Consider the following 13,878-nt stretch of genomic DNA (forward strand, 5'->3'; position numbering starts at 1 on the left):
ACGCGTCACTGGCTTGTCATCATGTTATCGGCGCGCAACTGCGCGTTGCCTAACTAATCGACGAGGAAACCGAATCATGACTTTCAACAAGGCGCTGCTCGCCCTGGCTCTGGGCCTGGCCCTGGCCGCTTGCTCGAACCAGAAGCAGGCTGACGACGCTGCGGCTGATGCCGCCGCTGCTTCGACCGAAGCCCAGGCCACCGCTGACGCCGCCGCTGCTACCGGCGACGCCGCTGCTACCGACGCTGCTCAGGCTGCTGCCGACACGGCCGCTACCGCTGCTGACGCCGCTGCCACCTCGGCCGACGCCGCTGCCGCTGCCGCTACCCCGGCCGCTGCCGACGCCGCTGCCGACGCTGCTGGCAAGGCTGCTGACGCTGCCGCCGACGCCGCTTCGGCCGCCACCCAGGCGACCGATGCTGCCAAGGAAGAGCCGAAGAAGTAATACCCTTTACGGGTATGCAAGACTGGAAGAGCCGCCGGTTTACCGGCGGCTTTTCCGTAGTTGATGTAGTGGTCAGTGAACGATAGAACCGGCATCGCCCGGGTCGCTGCGCGCACTGGCGTTGCCTGATGTACGTCCGCTCCAACCAGATAACTCTTCAGACAACTCCTCCGGAGACAACCATGAACACCAAGCTCCCCGTCCTCCTCGCCGCCGCCGTCCTGGCTCTGTCGGCTTGCACCAACAACACCGACACCGCGAAGGACGAGGCCGCTCAGGCCGCGACCGCCGCCGAGCAGGCTGGCGACGCCGCCGCTCAGGCCGCTGACGCCGCCGGCACCGCCGTCGCCGAAGGCGCCGACGCCGCCGCTGCCGCCACCGGCGAAGCCGCTGCCGAAGCCGGCGCCGCTGCCTCGAAGGCCGCCGACGCGACCGCCGCCGCCGCCAACGACGCCACTGCCGGCGCCGCTGCCGCGACCGCCGACGCCGCCCAGGCGACCGCCGACGCCGCTCAGAAGGTCGCCGACAAGGCCGACGCTGCTGCGACCGAAGCCAAGAAGGAAGAAGCGAAGAAGTAATTCGCTTCGTACCTGGAAACACGGAGAGGCCCGCGCAAGCGGGCCTTTCTTTTTGCGCCCTGCGTGCGCCGCGCATGGGCCCACGCCCGGCGCCCGCCGGCGAGTGTGCGAAAGCGTGATTGGCCCGCGCCGACGCTTTGTGGTTTGATGCCGCGTCTTTCGAACAGCCCGCATCGATGCCCGCGATCACCTCCCAGCTCGACCCGCGCTCGCAGGATTTCCGCGACAACGCCGCCTATCACCAGGCCTTGGTCGAGGAGCTCGACGCCCGTCTCGCCCGCGCCGCCCACGGCGGCGGCGACAAGGCCCGAGACAAGCACACCGAGCGCGGCAAGCTGCTGGCGCGCGACCGCATCGCCGCGCTGCTGGACCCGGGCTCGCCGTTCCTGGAGATCGCCCCGCTCGCCGCCGAAGGCATGTACGACGGCGCCGCGCCGGCCGCGGGCATGGTCGCCGGCATCGGCCGGGTCCAGGACCAGGAAGTGGTGATCGTCGCCAACGACGCCACGGTCAAGGGCGGCACCTACTTCCCGATGACGGTGAAGAAGCACCTGCGCGCGCAGGAAGTCGCGCGCGAGAACCGCCTGCCCTGCATCTACCTGGTCGACTCCGGCGGCGCCTTCCTGCCGCTGCAAGACGAGGTCTTCCCCGACCGCGAACACTTCGGCCGCATCTTCTACAACCAGGCCCGGCTGAGCGCGGAAAACATTCCGCAGATCGCCGTGGTCATGGGCAGTTGCACCGCCGGCGGCGCCTACGTGCCGGCGATGTGCGACGAATCGATCATCGTGAAAGAACAAGGCACGATCTTCCTCGGCGGCCCGCCGCTGGTGAAGGCCGCGACCGGCGAAGTCGTGGACGCCGAAGCCCTGGGCGGCGCCGAAGTCCACACCACCGTGTCCGGCGTAGCCGACCACTTCGCCGAAGACGACCGCCACGCGCTGCAGATCGCGCGCGAGATCGTCGGCAACCTCAACCGCCGCAAGGTCCTGCCGGTCGCCGTGCAGCCCGCGCGCGAGCCGCTGTACCCGGCCGATGAGCTGTACGGCATCGTGCCCAAGGACACCCGCCGCCCGTTCGACATCCGCGAGGTGATCGCGCGCATCGTCGACGGCAGCGACCTGCAGGAGTTCAAGGCGCGCTACGCCAAGACCCTGGTGACCGGCTTCGCCCATGTACACGGCTACCCCGTCGGCATCGTCGCCAACAACGGCATCCTGTTCGCCGAGAGCGCGCTCAAGGGCGCGCACTTCATCGAGCTGTGCAACCAGCGCGGCATCCCGCTGGTGTTCCTGCAGAACATCACCGGCTTCATGGTCGGCAAGAAGTACGAGAACGCCGGCATCGCCAAGGACGGGGCCAAGATGGTCACCGCCGTGGCCTGCTCGCACGTGCCCAAGTTCACCGTGGTGATCGGCGGCAGCTTCGGCGCGGGCAATTACGCCATGTGCGGCCGCGCTTACGGCGCGCGCTTCCTGTGGATGTGGCCGAACGCGCGCATCAGCGTGATGGGCGGCGAACAGGCCGCTTCGGTGCTGGCCACCGTGCGCCGCGACGGCATCGAGGCCGCCGGCAAGGTGTGGACGCCGGAAGAGGAAGAGAGCTTCAAGGCGCCGATCCGCGAGCAGTACGAATCGCAGGGCAATCCCTACTACGCCAGCGCGCGACTGTGGGACGACGGCATCATCGACCCGGCCGACACCCGCCGCGTGCTCGGCCTGGGCCTGTCGGCCAGCCTCAATGCGCCGATCGAGGACCGCACCCGCTTCGGCGTATTCCGGATGTAGTCCGTGGGGCCCGGGAACGGAGCCAAGCGCCGCTTTGCCGCGGTGGCCCACCCCGCGCCCGATCTCAGGTTCCGCTTCCCCGCCCACGGCCAGGCCTCGCCGCCCGCCCCCAGCCAGCCGGCGAGCCAGGGCTGGATCACCCGCCTACGGCTTGGGATCGGCTGCTGTTACAGCCGGCGACGCCCATGACCGCGCCCGCGCAACGTGCCGGGCGAGCCCGCGGCACGGTATCTTCTCGATCTACGCGCAGGACGCGCGACGCCCAGACCGCCACCGATCGGCGGACGCGACGCTCACGACCTGCATGACCCCGACCACGCAGCCTCATACCTCGCACCCATGATCGTCGGCATCGACCTCGGCACCACCCACTCCCTAATCGGCAGTTACGGCCCGGACGGCCCCCGCCTGATCCCGAACGCGCTGGGCGAGCTGCTGACGCCCTCGGTGGTCAGCGTCGACGACGCCGGCGCGATCATCGTCGGCCGCGCCGCCCAGGAGCGCATGGTCTCGCACCCGCAGCGCAGCGTCGGCGCGTTCAAGCGCTGGATGGGCACCGACCGCCGCACCAGCCTGGGCAAGCACGCGTTCCGGCCCGAGGAACTGTCGGCGCTGATCCTCAAGTCGCTGCTCGCCGACGCCGAGGCCCAGTTGGGCGGCAAGGTCGAAGAGGCGGTGATCAGCGTGCCGGCCTATTTTTCCGACAGCCAGCGCAAGGCCACGCGCATCGCCGGCGAGCTGGCCGGGATCCGGGTCGAGCGCCTGATCAACGAACCCACCGCGGCTGCCCTGGCTTACGGTCTGCAGCAGCGCAGCGAGGGCCGCTACCTGGTGTTCGACCTCGGCGGCGGCACCTTCGATGTCTCGATCCTGGAAATGTACGACGGGATCATGGAAGTCCACGCCAGCGCCGGCGACAACTTCCTCGGCGGCGAAGACTTCTCGCGCTGCATGCGCGACGCCTTCCTGCGCGACAACGACCTCGGCCTGGAGCGGCTGTCGCTGGCCGAACTGGCGCAGCTGGAACGGCGCCTGGAACTGGCCAAGCGCGAGCTCGCGCACGGCCACGAAGCCGAGGTCGAGATCGTCCTGCAAGGCCAGCCGCGGCGCTGGCGCATGGACGAGCACACGTTCGCGCAGCTGTGCGACCCGCTGGTGCAGCGCCTGCGCGCGCCGCTGGAACGCGCCATGCGCGACGCCAAGCTGCGCCCGGACCAGCTCGACGAGATCGTGCTGGTCGGCGGCGCCTCGCGCATGCCGCTGGCCGCGCGCCTGGTCTCGCGCATGTTCGGGCGCCTGCCGCTGCGCCACGTCAACCCGGACGAAGCGATCGGGCTGGGCGCCTGCGTCGCCGCCGGCATGAAGGCGCGCGACGAATCGCTGGAGGAGATCATCCTCACCGACGTCTGCCCGCACACCCTGGGCGTCAACACCGCCGAGGAGACCGGCAACGGCCAGCACGCCAGCGGCATCTTCTCGCCGATCATCCACCGCAACAGCACCGTGCCGGTGAGCCGGGTCGAGCGCTACTACCCGCTGCGCGACGGCCAGCGCCAGGTCGAGTTCGAGATCTACCAGGGCGAGAGCCCGCGGGTGGAGAACAACGTGCGTCTGGGCAGCGTCTCGGTCGACCTGCCGCCCATGCGCCGCAACGAGAACCCGGTCGATATCCGCTTCACCTACGACATCAACGGCCTGCTCCAGGTCGAGGCCACGGCGCTGTCGACCGGCCTGACCCGCGAGGTGGTGCTGGAAAAAAACCCCGGCGTGCTCGGCGCCGACGAGATCCGCGCGCGCCTGGCGGTGCTGGCCGCGCTCAAGGTGCATCCGCGCGACCAGCAGGAAAACATCGCCCTGATCGCGCGCGGCGAACGCCTGTACGAAGAACTGCTGTGGGCGCGCGATCAACTGCAATCGGCCTTGCTGCAGTTCCGCAGCGTGCTCGACGGCCAGGACGTGCGGGTGATCTCCGAGCATCGCGGCGAGTTCAGCCAGTTCCTGGACCAGATCGAGGGCCAGGGCCACGCATGAATCCGTTTGCGGAGCTCGGACTGGAGCAGGACGCCGACGAGCGCGAGGTCAAGCGCGCCTACGCGGCCGCGCTGCGCCAGGCGCGCCCCGATCAGGATCCCGAGCGGTTTCAGCGCGTAAACGAAGCCTACCGGGCCTGCCTGGACTGGCTGGCCTGGCGGCGCCACTACGACGCTCAGGACGACGACAGCGACGAGAACCACGAGGCGGAGACGAGCGAAGCCGCGGACCCGGCGCCCTCGCCCGCCGCCATCGCAGCCGATGCCGATGCCGATGAGCACGATCCGTACGCCGAACAAGACGAACACTCGGCGTTCCCGGATCCGAAGCAGTTCGTCGCCGAGCTGTTCGAAGTCTCCAGCCTGGGCAGCGCCCAGGACATCCACGACTGGCTGCAGTCGCACCCTGCCTTCTACGCGATCGGCGCACGCGAAATGTATGCGCCCAGCGTGATCGCGCAGCTGCAGGACGAACCCAACCTGCCGCCGCGCCACCTCGCCGCCTTGCTGCATTTCTTCGGCCTGGACGAGGTCGGCGAACCGCGCGCCTGGCTGGAACCCAAGATCGAGGCCCTGCAGCGGCGCGCCCTGGTCACGCCGGAGGACAGCGCCGCCATACGCCTGCTGTTCGGCCGGCGCGACGGCGAGCCGCACCGTCGCGAAGGCTTGCCGCCGGGCATGATCTGGGTGCTGGTGATGACCGCGATCGCGGTCGCTCGCTGCATGCACACGACCTGACACGCGCGATGCACGACCCCTTCGCCCTGCTCGGCCTGCCGCGCGACGCCGACGAGCGCGCGATCAAGCGCGCCTATGCGCAGCGCCTGCGCACGACCCGGCCCGACGACGACCCGGCCGGATTCCAGCGCCTCAACGAGATCTACCAGCGTTGCCTGGCGCTGGCGGCGAACCCTCAGGCCTGGCGGCACGACGAGGACGACCACGAAGAAGACGACGAAGCGGCCGATGCCGGCGCAGGCGAACTCGCCGTGCTCGCCAGCGCGCGCAGCGACGCCGTCGCCGAGGCGAGCGCGGATGCCATCGCCGTTGCCGTCGCCACCGACGCCGCTTTCGCCGCCGGCGACGAAACACCCGAGTCCGCGTACTGGAACTTCGATATCGGCGCCTTCATCGACGACCTGCTCGATCACGCCCAGCGCGACACGCCGCAGACGCTGGAACGCTGGCTGCGCGGCCTGGTACCGCTGTACTCGCTGCAGCTCAAGCAGGCCTTGCGTACGCCCGTCGCGCGCGCGCTGATCGAATCCATGCCGCCGCCCCCGCCGCCGCAACTGCGCGTGGCGATGCGGTTCTTCGACCTCGATGGCGTGTCGGCGGACGGCGATTCGCTGCAGTACGACCTGCAGCAAATCCTGGCCAAGGTCGACGAGGTGGTGGAGCTGGAGCGCGAGATCGCGGAGCTGCGCTCACCGCGGACCAAGCCGATCGATTTCCTGCTGATGCGCGAGCTGCTGGGGCCGCGACACTGGTTGCGGCGGCTGTTCGTGCTGCTGATCCCGCTGCTGCCTTCGCGCTTGAACGAGCTGCGGCTGGCGCTGGAAGGCGATTATCCCAACGCCATCCAAGCGCGGCTGGATCCCGAAAGCGTCGCATTCTGGCAGCGCGCCACCGACCGCAACGGTTTCGACTGGCGCCGGCTGCTGATCGCGCCGCTGCGCATACCGCTGTACTACGCAGCGACGATGGCCTTCCTCGCCGCGCTGACTATGAGCGCCGCGCCGTTCGAGAAGCTGGGCTATCACAGCCTGTTGCTGGCCGTCGCTGTGCTGGGCTGGACGCTGTCGAGCACCGCCATACCGCGGATCGCGCGCTATTTCGAACGCAAACACGGCTGGGATCCGGCGCTGCTGCACAGCGCGGTGCTGATTGCCTGCGGTCTCGCGGCGAGCCCGTGGTGGCCGGTCGCCGCGATCGCGCTGTTCGTCGTGGTCGGGCTGGCCTGGACCGCGCCGCGTCCCATGCTGAAGCAAGGGCTGCCTGCGGTCCTTGCGATGGCCACCGGCGCGATCGCCGTATTCGTGAACGGGCTGGCCTTGCACAACGGCGAATCGGCGAGCACACCGGTCCTGATCGCCACCGGGCTCTACGCCGGCGCGGTACCGATCCTGCACGACGTGTTCCACGCATGGCGCAAGCGCATCAGCCTGTACGAAGCGCGCCGCCGGCTGGGCGGATTCTGGTGGCTGGTCGCCGCACACGTGCTGGCGTCGACGACGTTTCCGGCCTGGATTCCGCTGCTGCGCGACTGAATGCGCGAACTCGACACAGGATCGAGACGGCCCTAGCCCTGTTCATCGTCCTGAAAAATATCTGAACCATTCTGCGCTCGCGCAGGATGCAACTGCACGGTAACAAACCGCGCAAATCCGCGTTGTTGTTGGCGACGCGCAGACCGCACCGAAACTGAATCGGCGATGCAGATTTTCGCTGCACGAATTGGTGAGCCGCATCACACCGATCGCGTGGTATCAGCGTGTTAGCCTCCAAAGCTCACGCACGCTGTCACCCGTTCTTCACCCGAACGTTCCCCCGAACAGAGGAAGCCGCGCTATGGCCATTTTCAATCAGCCCAACTCGCCCAAGCGCGAGACGGTACCGCCGCCGCAACCCGAGACCGCCCTCAAGCGCGAACCCGACACGGCCAACGAAATCAGCTTCGGTCAGGCCGCTGCGCCCGCACCCGCGCCGTTCGCCAGCACCGCGCCGGCACCGTCGTACGCGGCCAAGCCGGTCGAGCGCGAAGGCGGCAAGGAATCGCTGATCGCTTCGGATCTGTCGATCGAAGGCAAGATCCAGGGCTCCGGCCATATCCGCATCGCCGGCCGCTTCAAGGGCGATGTGCAGGTCGACGGCGATCTCACCATTGAAGTCGGCGCCAAGTTGAACGGCGGCGTGAAAGCACGCAAGGTCGTGATCGCGGGCGAGCTCGAAGGCAACATCGATGCGGCGCAGCGCGTCGAACTGCTCGAAGGCGGCGCCATGCTCGGCGACGTCAAGGCCGGCGTGGTCACCGTCGCCCCGGGTTCGCGCATGCGCGGCCAAGTCGAGTTCGGCTTCGAGGACAAGGACGGCAAAGGCGGCGACAAGGTAGGCAACGGCAAGTCGGAGAACGGCGCCAGCGCATGAGCGCCGTGCGCCAGGGCTTGCCCGGTTCGACGCGCACCTGTCCGCATTGCAAGACCACGATCCTCGACAGCGCCAGCGTCTGCCCCGCCTGCAAGCACCACCTCAAGTTCGACCCGGACGCGCTGCAACAGGCGGCGGCGAAGTTTTCGCCGCTGCATGTCGAAGGCACGATCCACGCGCCCGCCGAGGGCGCGTGGGAGTACACCATGCTGCTGGCGATCCGCGACGAGGACGGCAACGAGATCACCCGCCAGGTGGTCGGCGTAGGTGCCTTGTTTCCGGGGGAGCAGCGCACCTTCACCTTGGCCGTCGAGGCGGTGGCCGCGACCGGCTACAAAGCGGTCAAGCGCAAGCGCTGATCCGCTATCCCGATCACGCTTCGGCATGGCCGGCGTTTGTTGCGCCGGCCATGCCGCGCTAGCATGCCGATGCCACGCTTTACCCACCCCCGCGCAGACCTGCGCGCGGCGCCGGATCGCGTGAGAACGGATAGTCCCTACAAGGAATAGTCCCTACAAGGAGACGTAGCCATGACCAAGTCGCTGATCGACAAGATCGGGCGCGAACGCGCCGACCAGATGATAGAGAAGGCGGTGACCGACGCGGTCGCCGAAGCACAGGCGAACGGCCTGCCCGAGGCCGTGAAGATCGATGGTGTGTGGGTCAAGCGATACCCGGACGGTCGGATCGAACCGATCGATGGGGGGGCTTCCCATGCCGCCCAATGACGACGCGCCGACGATGGTGGTCCTGGCCGGTCCGAACGGATCCGGCAAGAGCACCATCACCCGTGAGCTCCGCGAGAGCGAGCACTTCCCCAAGAACTACATCAACGCCGACGACATCGCGGTCACGCTGAAGGAGCGTTACCCGGACGAGAACCTGCGCAACCTGCACGCGGCCAACATGGCCGAGGACCAGCGCAAGGCCGCGGTCAACGGCGACAAGCCGTTCGCTTTCGAGACGGTGATGTCGACGCCCGGCAAACTGGCCTTGTTCGACGAGGCGCACACCAAAGGCTTCGGTGTCGACCTGGTGTTCGTGACCACCGAGAGCGCGCAGATCAACAAGGTGCGCGTCGAGAACCGCGCCGCACTGGGCGGGCACTCGGTCGACGGCGCCAAGATCGTCGAACGTTACGAGCGCGCCATGGGCCTGCTGCCGGCGGCGGTCGAAAAGGCCGACACCGCGCATATCTACGACAACACCGGCAAGAAGCCCATGCTGGTGGCGGAGAAGCATCCCGACGGCCACATGAGCTATCCGCTCGGCGAACAGACGCCGGCCTGGGTGGTGGAGCGCCTGCAGAAGCCGCTGGAGCAACGCGAGAAGTCGCGCGCCGAACTCGTCGCCATGGCCGAACAGGTCAAACCCGGCTCGTCGTCGATGATGGTCGACGCCGACATCGGCCGCGGCCTGACCTACAAGGGCCTGGTCGCCAAGACCACCGACAGCCACGTCATGCAGTTCGTGCCCGGCCACGAGAGCGGACAGGCCAAGCTGGTCGTGCACGACCGCAGCGTGGCGCCGACCGGCGACTACGCCAACCTGTCCCGCCCGGAGCACCGCGGCACCCAGGTCGAGATCGGCTACGCCTTCGGCGCAGACGGCAAGCATCCGGCGACCTCGCACGTGGTCGCGCCGGCGCTCGCGCAGGGCCAGCAGCAGCAACAGCAGCAGGGGCAGATGCCGCCGCCGGGGCAGGAGCCGCCCTCGCAGGGGCCGCGTTCCAAGCTCTGAGCCGTCGCAGCCGACGGTCGTCTATCAGAAGCCTCGCAGTCGCGGGGCTTCTTTTTGCGCGTCGGGAAAACCGCGTTGCTGTTCCCGCGGACGCGCTTGCGCCTTCGCGAAGGCAGATGGAGGAAGATTCGCTTCCGCAGCGGAGAACGAATTCTCGGCGCAGTTTTTACGGAACTGCGACGATCAGTCCGTCGGCCCGCAGTTGTCGCAACCGGCGCAGTTGGGGCCGGACGCACTGGGCGCCGGCGCGATCGCGCGCCCGAGGCGGCGCATCCAGTCCGGGCGCCCGTCGCGCACCAGCGGCAGCGCGCAGACGATGCGCAGGCGGCGCACGCCGCCGGGGAACTGCTTCTTCGCGACCACGGCCGCGCTGACGATCACCGCCAGCGCGATCACCAGGTATTGCGCGAGCAGCCCGGCGTCCATGCTCAGCCCGCTCCCAGCGCGACCGCGACCTGATAGGTCACGAACGAGGCCAGGTAGGCCAGCGCGAACAGGTAGCCGGCGCTGATCGCGACCTGCTTCCAGGAGTTGGTCTCGCGCCGGATCGTGGCCAGGGTCGAGATGCACTGCGGCGCGTAGATGAACCACACCAGCAACGCCAGAGCGGTCGCCAGCGACCAGCCGTCGGTGATGATCGGCGCCAGCGCCTGCGCCGCGGCCTCGTCGTCGGCGGCTGACAGCGCGTACACCGTGGCCAGCGAGGACACCGCGACTTCGCGCGCGGCCAGGCCCGGGATCAGGGCGATGCAGATCTGCCAGTTGAAGCCGATCGGCGCGAACACCGCGGTCATGGCATGGCCGATGCGGCCGGCGAAGCTGTATTCGATCGCCGGCATCGTCGCGTCGGCGGGCGCGCCCGGGAACGACAGCAGGAACCACAGCAGGATGGTCAGGGCCAGGATGATGCCGCCGACCCGGCGCAGGAAGATCCAGGCGCGCTCCCACAAGCCGATCAGCAGATCGCGCGGATGCGGCACGCGGTACGAAGGCAGTTCCAGCAGCAAGGCGTGCTCGCCCTTGTCGCGGCGCCACTTCTTCATCACCCACGACACCATCAGCGCGCTGAGGATGCCGGCCGCGTACAGCGCGAACAGCACCAGGCCCTGCAGGTTGAGCACGCCCAGCACTTTCTGTTGCGGGATAAAGGCGCCGATCAGCAGCGCGTACACGGGCAGGCGCGCCGAGCAGGTCATCAGCGGCGCGACCAGGATCGTCGCCAGGCGGTCGCGCGGGTCCTGGATCGAACGCGTGGCCATGATCCCGGGGATGGCGCAGGCGAAGCTCGACAGCAGCGGAATGAACGAGCGTCCGGACAGGCCGGCGCCGGCCATCATGCGGTCGAGCAGGAAGGCCGCGCGCGGCAGGTAGCCCGATTCCTCCAAGGCCAGGATGAAGGCGAACAGGATCAGGATCTGCGGCAGGAACACGATCACGCCGCCGAGGCCGGCGATGATGCCCTTGACGACCAGACTCTTGAGCGGCCCCTCGGGCATCGCACCACCGACGGCGTCGCCGAATAAGGCAGTACCGGCCTCGATCAGGTCCATCAGCGGCGTGGCCCAGGCATAGACCGCCTGGAAGATCAGGAACATCACCACCGCCAGCGACAGCAGGCCCAGCACCGGGTGCAGCAGCCAGCGGTCGAGGCGATCGTCGATCTCGGCGGTGCGGCGCGGCATGCTCACCGCCAGCGCCAGCAGGCGCCGGGTTTCGGCGTGCAGGTCGGCCGGTTGCGCGCCTTCGGCCAGGTGCACGCGCGGTTCGTGCGGCGCCTCGGAAAGCCGGTCCAGCATCGCCACCAGTTCGCGCGCGCCGTCGCGGCGCACCGCGACCGTCGGCACCACCGGCACGCCCAGCTCGCGCTCCAGCACGGCCAGGTCGACCTCGATGCCGCGGCGCTTGGCCGCGTCCATCATGTTGACCGCCAGTACCATCGGCCGGCCGAGTTCGCGCAGCTCCAGGGCGAAGCGCAGGTGCAGGCGCAGGTTGGTGGCGTCGACCACGCAGACCATCACGTCGGGCGCGGGTTCGCCGGGGTAGAAGCCGCGGCAGAGGTCGCGGGTGACCGCTTCGTCCAGGCTCGCCGCATGCAGGCTGTAGGCGCCCGGCAGGTCGAGCACGGCGTAGCTGCGACCGGAGGGCGCGTGCAGGCGGCCTTCCTTGCGCTCGACGGTGACGCCGGCGTAGTTGGCGACCTTCTGGCGGCTGCCGGTGAGCAGGTTGAACAGCGCGGTCTTGCCGCAGTTCGGGCTGCCGACCAGGGCCACGCGCGGGATCCCGGGCGTGGCGGCGGCTTGCATCGTCGCGGCATGACTCATGGTTCGCTCCCGCCCGCTTCCGGCTGTACCTGGATCCGCGCCGCCTCGCTGCGACGCAGGGCGAAACGGGTGAAACCGATCTGGATCAGCAGCGGCTCGGCCGAGACCGGCCCGGCGGCCATCACCTCGACCCGCTCGCCCTTGACGAAACCCAGCTCGCGCAGCCGTCGCGCGATCGCGTCGTTCGGGGCCTGGTCCTCTACGGACTCGACCGTGGCCGCGACGCGGCGCGGCAATTCGGACAATTTCAAGGTTTCACCAGTGGGCGCACGGGGCGTCCGGTCGGACATCACAAATACGAATTGTTCTCATTCTAGCATCGACGGCCGTACCGGGGCGGATCGCGACGGCGGCCGGCTATCATTCGCCAGACTCCACACAGCCCCCGCCCCCGATGTCGCATCCGTTGCTGAGTCTGCGCGAGGGCCCCGTGGCCCGCCTGCGCCTGAACCGCCCCGCCCTGCACAACGCCTTCGATGCGGTCCTGATCGCGGCCCTGACCGGGGCCCTGGACGCGGTCGCCGGCGAGGACGCGGTGCGGGTGGTGGTGCTGGAGGGCGACGGCGCCTCGTTCTCGGCCGGCGCCGACCTCAACTGGATGCGCGGCATGGCCGCCGCCAGCGAGGCCGCCAACCGCGACGACGCCCTGGCCCTGGCGCGGCTGATGCGGACCCTGGACGAGCTGCCCAAGCCGACCATCGCGCGCGTGCACGGCGCGGCCTTCGGCGGCGGGGTCGGCCTGGTGGCCTGCTGCGATATCGCGATCGGCGCGCCGGAGGCCAAGTTCGGCCTGACCGAGAGCAAGCTCGGCCTGCTGCCGGCGGTGATCTCGCCCTACGTGATCGAGGCGATCGGCGCGCGCCAGGCGCGGCGCTGGTTCGCGACCGCGGAAATCTTCGACGCCGACACCGCGCTGGCGATCGGCCTGCTGCACGCGCTGGTGCCGGCCGACCAACTCGACGCGGCGGTGCAGCGCCAGATCGATCTGCTGCTCAAGGCCGGCCCGGTCGCCGCGGCCCAGGCCAAGGCGCTGGTGCGCCGGGTCGCCGCGCACGGCGACCGCGACCGCCACGACAGCGACAACGCCGACCTGATCGCGCGCCTGCGGGTCTCGCCCGAGGGCCAGGAAGGCCTGGGCGCGTTCCTCGACAAGCGCAAGCCGGCCTGGATTCCCTAGCCGGATTTCCTAACTGGAACCCAAGCCGAAACCCCTGGCCGGCCCCCTGGATCGTCCGCAGGCCCCGCACCGCCCCCGTCCGCTACAAGGAGCCGTACCGTGATCGACCACATGGGTATCAACGTCGCCGACTATCCGCGCAGCCGCGCCTTCTACAGTGAAGTGCTCTCGACCCTGGGCTTCGCCGTGGTCATGGACGTGACCAGGGAACAGAGCGGCGGCTACGAAGGTTGCGGCTTCGGTCCGCCGCAGCAGCCCAAGTTCTGGATCGGTACCGGTCCGGCCCACGGCGGCGTCCACATCTGCTTCAGCGCCGCTACGCGCGCCCAGGTCGACGCCTTTCACGCCACCGCCCTGGCCCACGGCGCACGCGACAACGGCGCGCCCGGCATCCGCGCGCATTACCACGCGAACTACTACGGCGCCTACGCCTACGACCTGGACGGCAACAACATCGAAGCGGTCTGCCATCTGCCACCGGCATGACCGACTCGCGCCACCAAAAAAGCGCAGGCCGCCGCGGCCCATTTGACGCGGCGCGCGTTCGCCGGCTTCACTACCCCTTGCACCGGCACGTCCGCCACTGAATCCACCACCACCTCGTAGCCGCGCCGGCGCCTCGCGCGCCAGCCGGCCGCGCCCCGCCCGCAGGG

15 protein-coding genes are annotated in these 13,878 nt (G+C 69.2%); 12 read left to right on the forward strand and 3 right to left on the reverse strand.

The features are described from left to right. The first annotated feature begins 76 nt into the window (after positions 1 to 76). The 10 genes from ASE10_RS17430 to ASE10_RS17475 all read left to right on the forward strand — a co-directional run bounded on the left by ASE10_RS17430 (position 77) and on the right by ASE10_RS17475 (position 9,727). Positions 77 to 445 carry a hypothetical protein gene (locus ASE10_RS17430; RefSeq protein WP_055910197.1) on the forward strand — a complete coding sequence of 123 codons (369 nt, stop codon included), beginning with the start codon at positions 77 to 79 and terminating at the stop codon, positions 443 to 445. Between the two features lie 128 nt (positions 446 to 573). After that, a complete protein-coding gene (locus ASE10_RS17435) occupies positions 574 to 1,023 on the forward strand; it encodes a hypothetical protein (RefSeq protein ID WP_200949808.1) in 450 nt (149 codons plus the stop codon). A 176-nt stretch (positions 1,024 to 1,199) separates the two neighbouring features. Beyond that, the gene (locus ASE10_RS17440; RefSeq protein WP_055910203.1) at positions 1,200 to 2,810 is read left to right on the forward strand and encodes a carboxyl transferase domain-containing protein; all 1,611 of its coding nucleotides are present in this window, start codon (positions 1,200 to 1,202) and stop codon (positions 2,808 to 2,810) included. Between the two features lie 339 nt (positions 2,811 to 3,149). Further along, positions 3,150 to 4,841 carry a molecular chaperone HscC gene (locus ASE10_RS17445; protein ID WP_055910206.1) on the forward strand — a complete coding sequence of 564 codons (1,692 nt, stop codon included), beginning with the start codon at positions 3,150 to 3,152 and terminating at the stop codon, positions 4,839 to 4,841. Then, positions 4,838 to 5,578, forward strand: coding sequence for a DnaJ domain-containing protein (locus tag ASE10_RS17450; protein WP_055910209.1), 741 nt, complete (start codon positions 4,838 to 4,840; stop codon positions 5,576 to 5,578). The genes ASE10_RS17445 and ASE10_RS17450 overlap by 4 nt, the downstream gene beginning before the upstream one ends. 8 nt (positions 5,579 to 5,586) lie before the next feature. Next, positions 5,587 to 7,110, forward strand: coding sequence for a J domain-containing protein (locus ASE10_RS21205; RefSeq protein WP_055910212.1), 1,524 nt, complete (start codon positions 5,587 to 5,589; stop codon positions 7,108 to 7,110). Between the two features lie 301 nt (positions 7,111 to 7,411). Further along, a complete protein-coding gene (locus ASE10_RS17460; RefSeq protein ID WP_055910215.1) occupies positions 7,412 to 7,987 on the forward strand; it encodes a polymer-forming cytoskeletal protein in 576 nt (191 codons plus the stop codon). After that, a complete protein-coding gene (locus ASE10_RS17465; protein WP_055910218.1) occupies positions 7,984 to 8,346 on the forward strand; it encodes a hypothetical protein in 363 nt (120 codons plus the stop codon). The genes ASE10_RS17460 and ASE10_RS17465 overlap by 4 nt, the downstream gene beginning before the upstream one ends. A 171-nt stretch (positions 8,347 to 8,517) precedes the next feature. Then, a complete protein-coding gene (locus ASE10_RS20400; RefSeq protein ID WP_055910221.1) occupies positions 8,518 to 8,715 on the forward strand; it encodes a hypothetical protein in 198 nt (65 codons plus the stop codon). Beyond that, positions 8,702 to 9,727 carry a zeta toxin family protein gene (locus tag ASE10_RS17475; RefSeq protein ID WP_055910223.1) on the forward strand — a complete coding sequence of 342 codons (1,026 nt, stop codon included), beginning with the start codon at positions 8,702 to 8,704 and terminating at the stop codon, positions 9,725 to 9,727. The genes ASE10_RS20400 and ASE10_RS17475 overlap by 14 nt, the downstream gene beginning before the upstream one ends. Positions 9,728 to 9,910: 183 nt before the next feature. Here the strand turns inward: ASE10_RS17475 and ASE10_RS17480 are convergent, their stop codons facing one another. The 3 genes from ASE10_RS17480 to ASE10_RS17490 are packed head-to-tail and all read right to left on the reverse strand — an operon-like array spanning position 9,911 to position 12,299. Then, positions 9,911 to 10,153 (reverse strand): DUF6587 family protein, encoded by a 243-nt coding sequence (locus ASE10_RS17480; RefSeq protein WP_055910226.1) that lies wholly within the window; start codon positions 10,151 to 10,153, stop codon positions 9,911 to 9,913. 2 nt (positions 10,154 to 10,155) lie between these two features. Further along, on the reverse strand, positions 10,156 to 12,030 hold the full coding sequence (locus ASE10_RS17485) for a ferrous iron transporter B (protein ID WP_055910657.1): 1,875 nt from the start codon (positions 12,028 to 12,030) through the stop codon (positions 10,156 to 10,158). 14 nt (positions 12,031 to 12,044) lie between these two features. Continuing rightward, the gene (locus tag ASE10_RS17490) at positions 12,045 to 12,299 is read right to left on the reverse strand and encodes a FeoA family protein (RefSeq protein ID WP_055910229.1); all 255 of its coding nucleotides are present in this window, start codon (positions 12,297 to 12,299) and stop codon (positions 12,045 to 12,047) included. Positions 12,300 to 12,442: 143 nt separating this feature from the next. On the opposite strand from ASE10_RS17490, the gene ASE10_RS17495 reads away from it, so the two are divergent. Both ASE10_RS17495 and ASE10_RS17500 read left to right on the forward strand, forming a co-directional pair. Continuing rightward, positions 12,443 to 13,225, forward strand: coding sequence for an enoyl-CoA hydratase-related protein (locus ASE10_RS17495; protein WP_055910232.1), 783 nt, complete (start codon positions 12,443 to 12,445; stop codon positions 13,223 to 13,225). A 99-nt stretch (positions 13,226 to 13,324) separates the two neighbouring features. Further along, positions 13,325 to 13,711: a VOC family protein gene (locus ASE10_RS17500; RefSeq protein WP_055910236.1), complete on the forward strand. Its 387-nt coding sequence runs from the start codon at positions 13,325 to 13,327 to the stop codon at positions 13,709 to 13,711. Positions 13,712 to 13,878: the final 167 nt, after the last annotated feature.

The organism is Lysobacter sp. Root76 (assembly GCF_001428685.1).
Taxonomy (GTDB): Bacteria; Pseudomonadota; Gammaproteobacteria; order Xanthomonadales; family Xanthomonadaceae; genus Lysobacter.

Coding starts and splice junctions, on each gene's coding strand:
- ASE10_RS17445 (WP_055910206.1), top strand. CDS start 3,150: ATGATCGTCGGCATCGACCTCGGCACCACCCACTCCCTAATCGGCAGT.
- ASE10_RS17495 (WP_055910232.1), top strand. CDS start 12,443: ATGTCGCATCCGTTGCTGAGTCTGCGCGAGGGCCCCGTGGCCCGCCTG.
- ASE10_RS20400 (WP_055910221.1), top strand. CDS start 8,518: ATGACCAAGTCGCTGATCGACAAGATCGGGCGCGAACGCGCCGACCAG.
- ASE10_RS17430 (WP_055910197.1), top strand. CDS start 77: ATGACTTTCAACAAGGCGCTGCTCGCCCTGGCTCTGGGCCTGGCCCTG.
- ASE10_RS17465 (WP_055910218.1), top strand. CDS start 7,984: ATGAGCGCCGTGCGCCAGGGCTTGCCCGGTTCGACGCGCACCTGTCCG.
- ASE10_RS17485 (WP_055910657.1), bottom strand. CDS start 12,030: ATGCAAGCCGCCGCCACGCCCGGGATCCCGCGCGTGGCCCTGGTCGGC.
- ASE10_RS17460 (WP_055910215.1), top strand. CDS start 7,412: ATGGCCATTTTCAATCAGCCCAACTCGCCCAAGCGCGAGACGGTACCG.
- ASE10_RS17450 (WP_055910209.1), top strand. CDS start 4,838: ATGAATCCGTTTGCGGAGCTCGGACTGGAGCAGGACGCCGACGAGCGC.
- ASE10_RS17435 (WP_200949808.1), top strand. CDS start 574: ATGTACGTCCGCTCCAACCAGATAACTCTTCAGACAACTCCTCCGGAG.
- ASE10_RS17440 (WP_055910203.1), top strand. CDS start 1,200: ATGCCCGCGATCACCTCCCAGCTCGACCCGCGCTCGCAGGATTTCCGC.
- ASE10_RS17475 (WP_055910223.1), top strand. CDS start 8,702: ATGCCGCCCAATGACGACGCGCCGACGATGGTGGTCCTGGCCGGTCCG.
- ASE10_RS17480 (WP_055910226.1), bottom strand. CDS start 10,153: ATGGACGCCGGGCTGCTCGCGCAATACCTGGTGATCGCGCTGGCGGTG.
- ASE10_RS21205 (WP_055910212.1), top strand. CDS start 5,587: ATGCACGACCCCTTCGCCCTGCTCGGCCTGCCGCGCGACGCCGACGAG.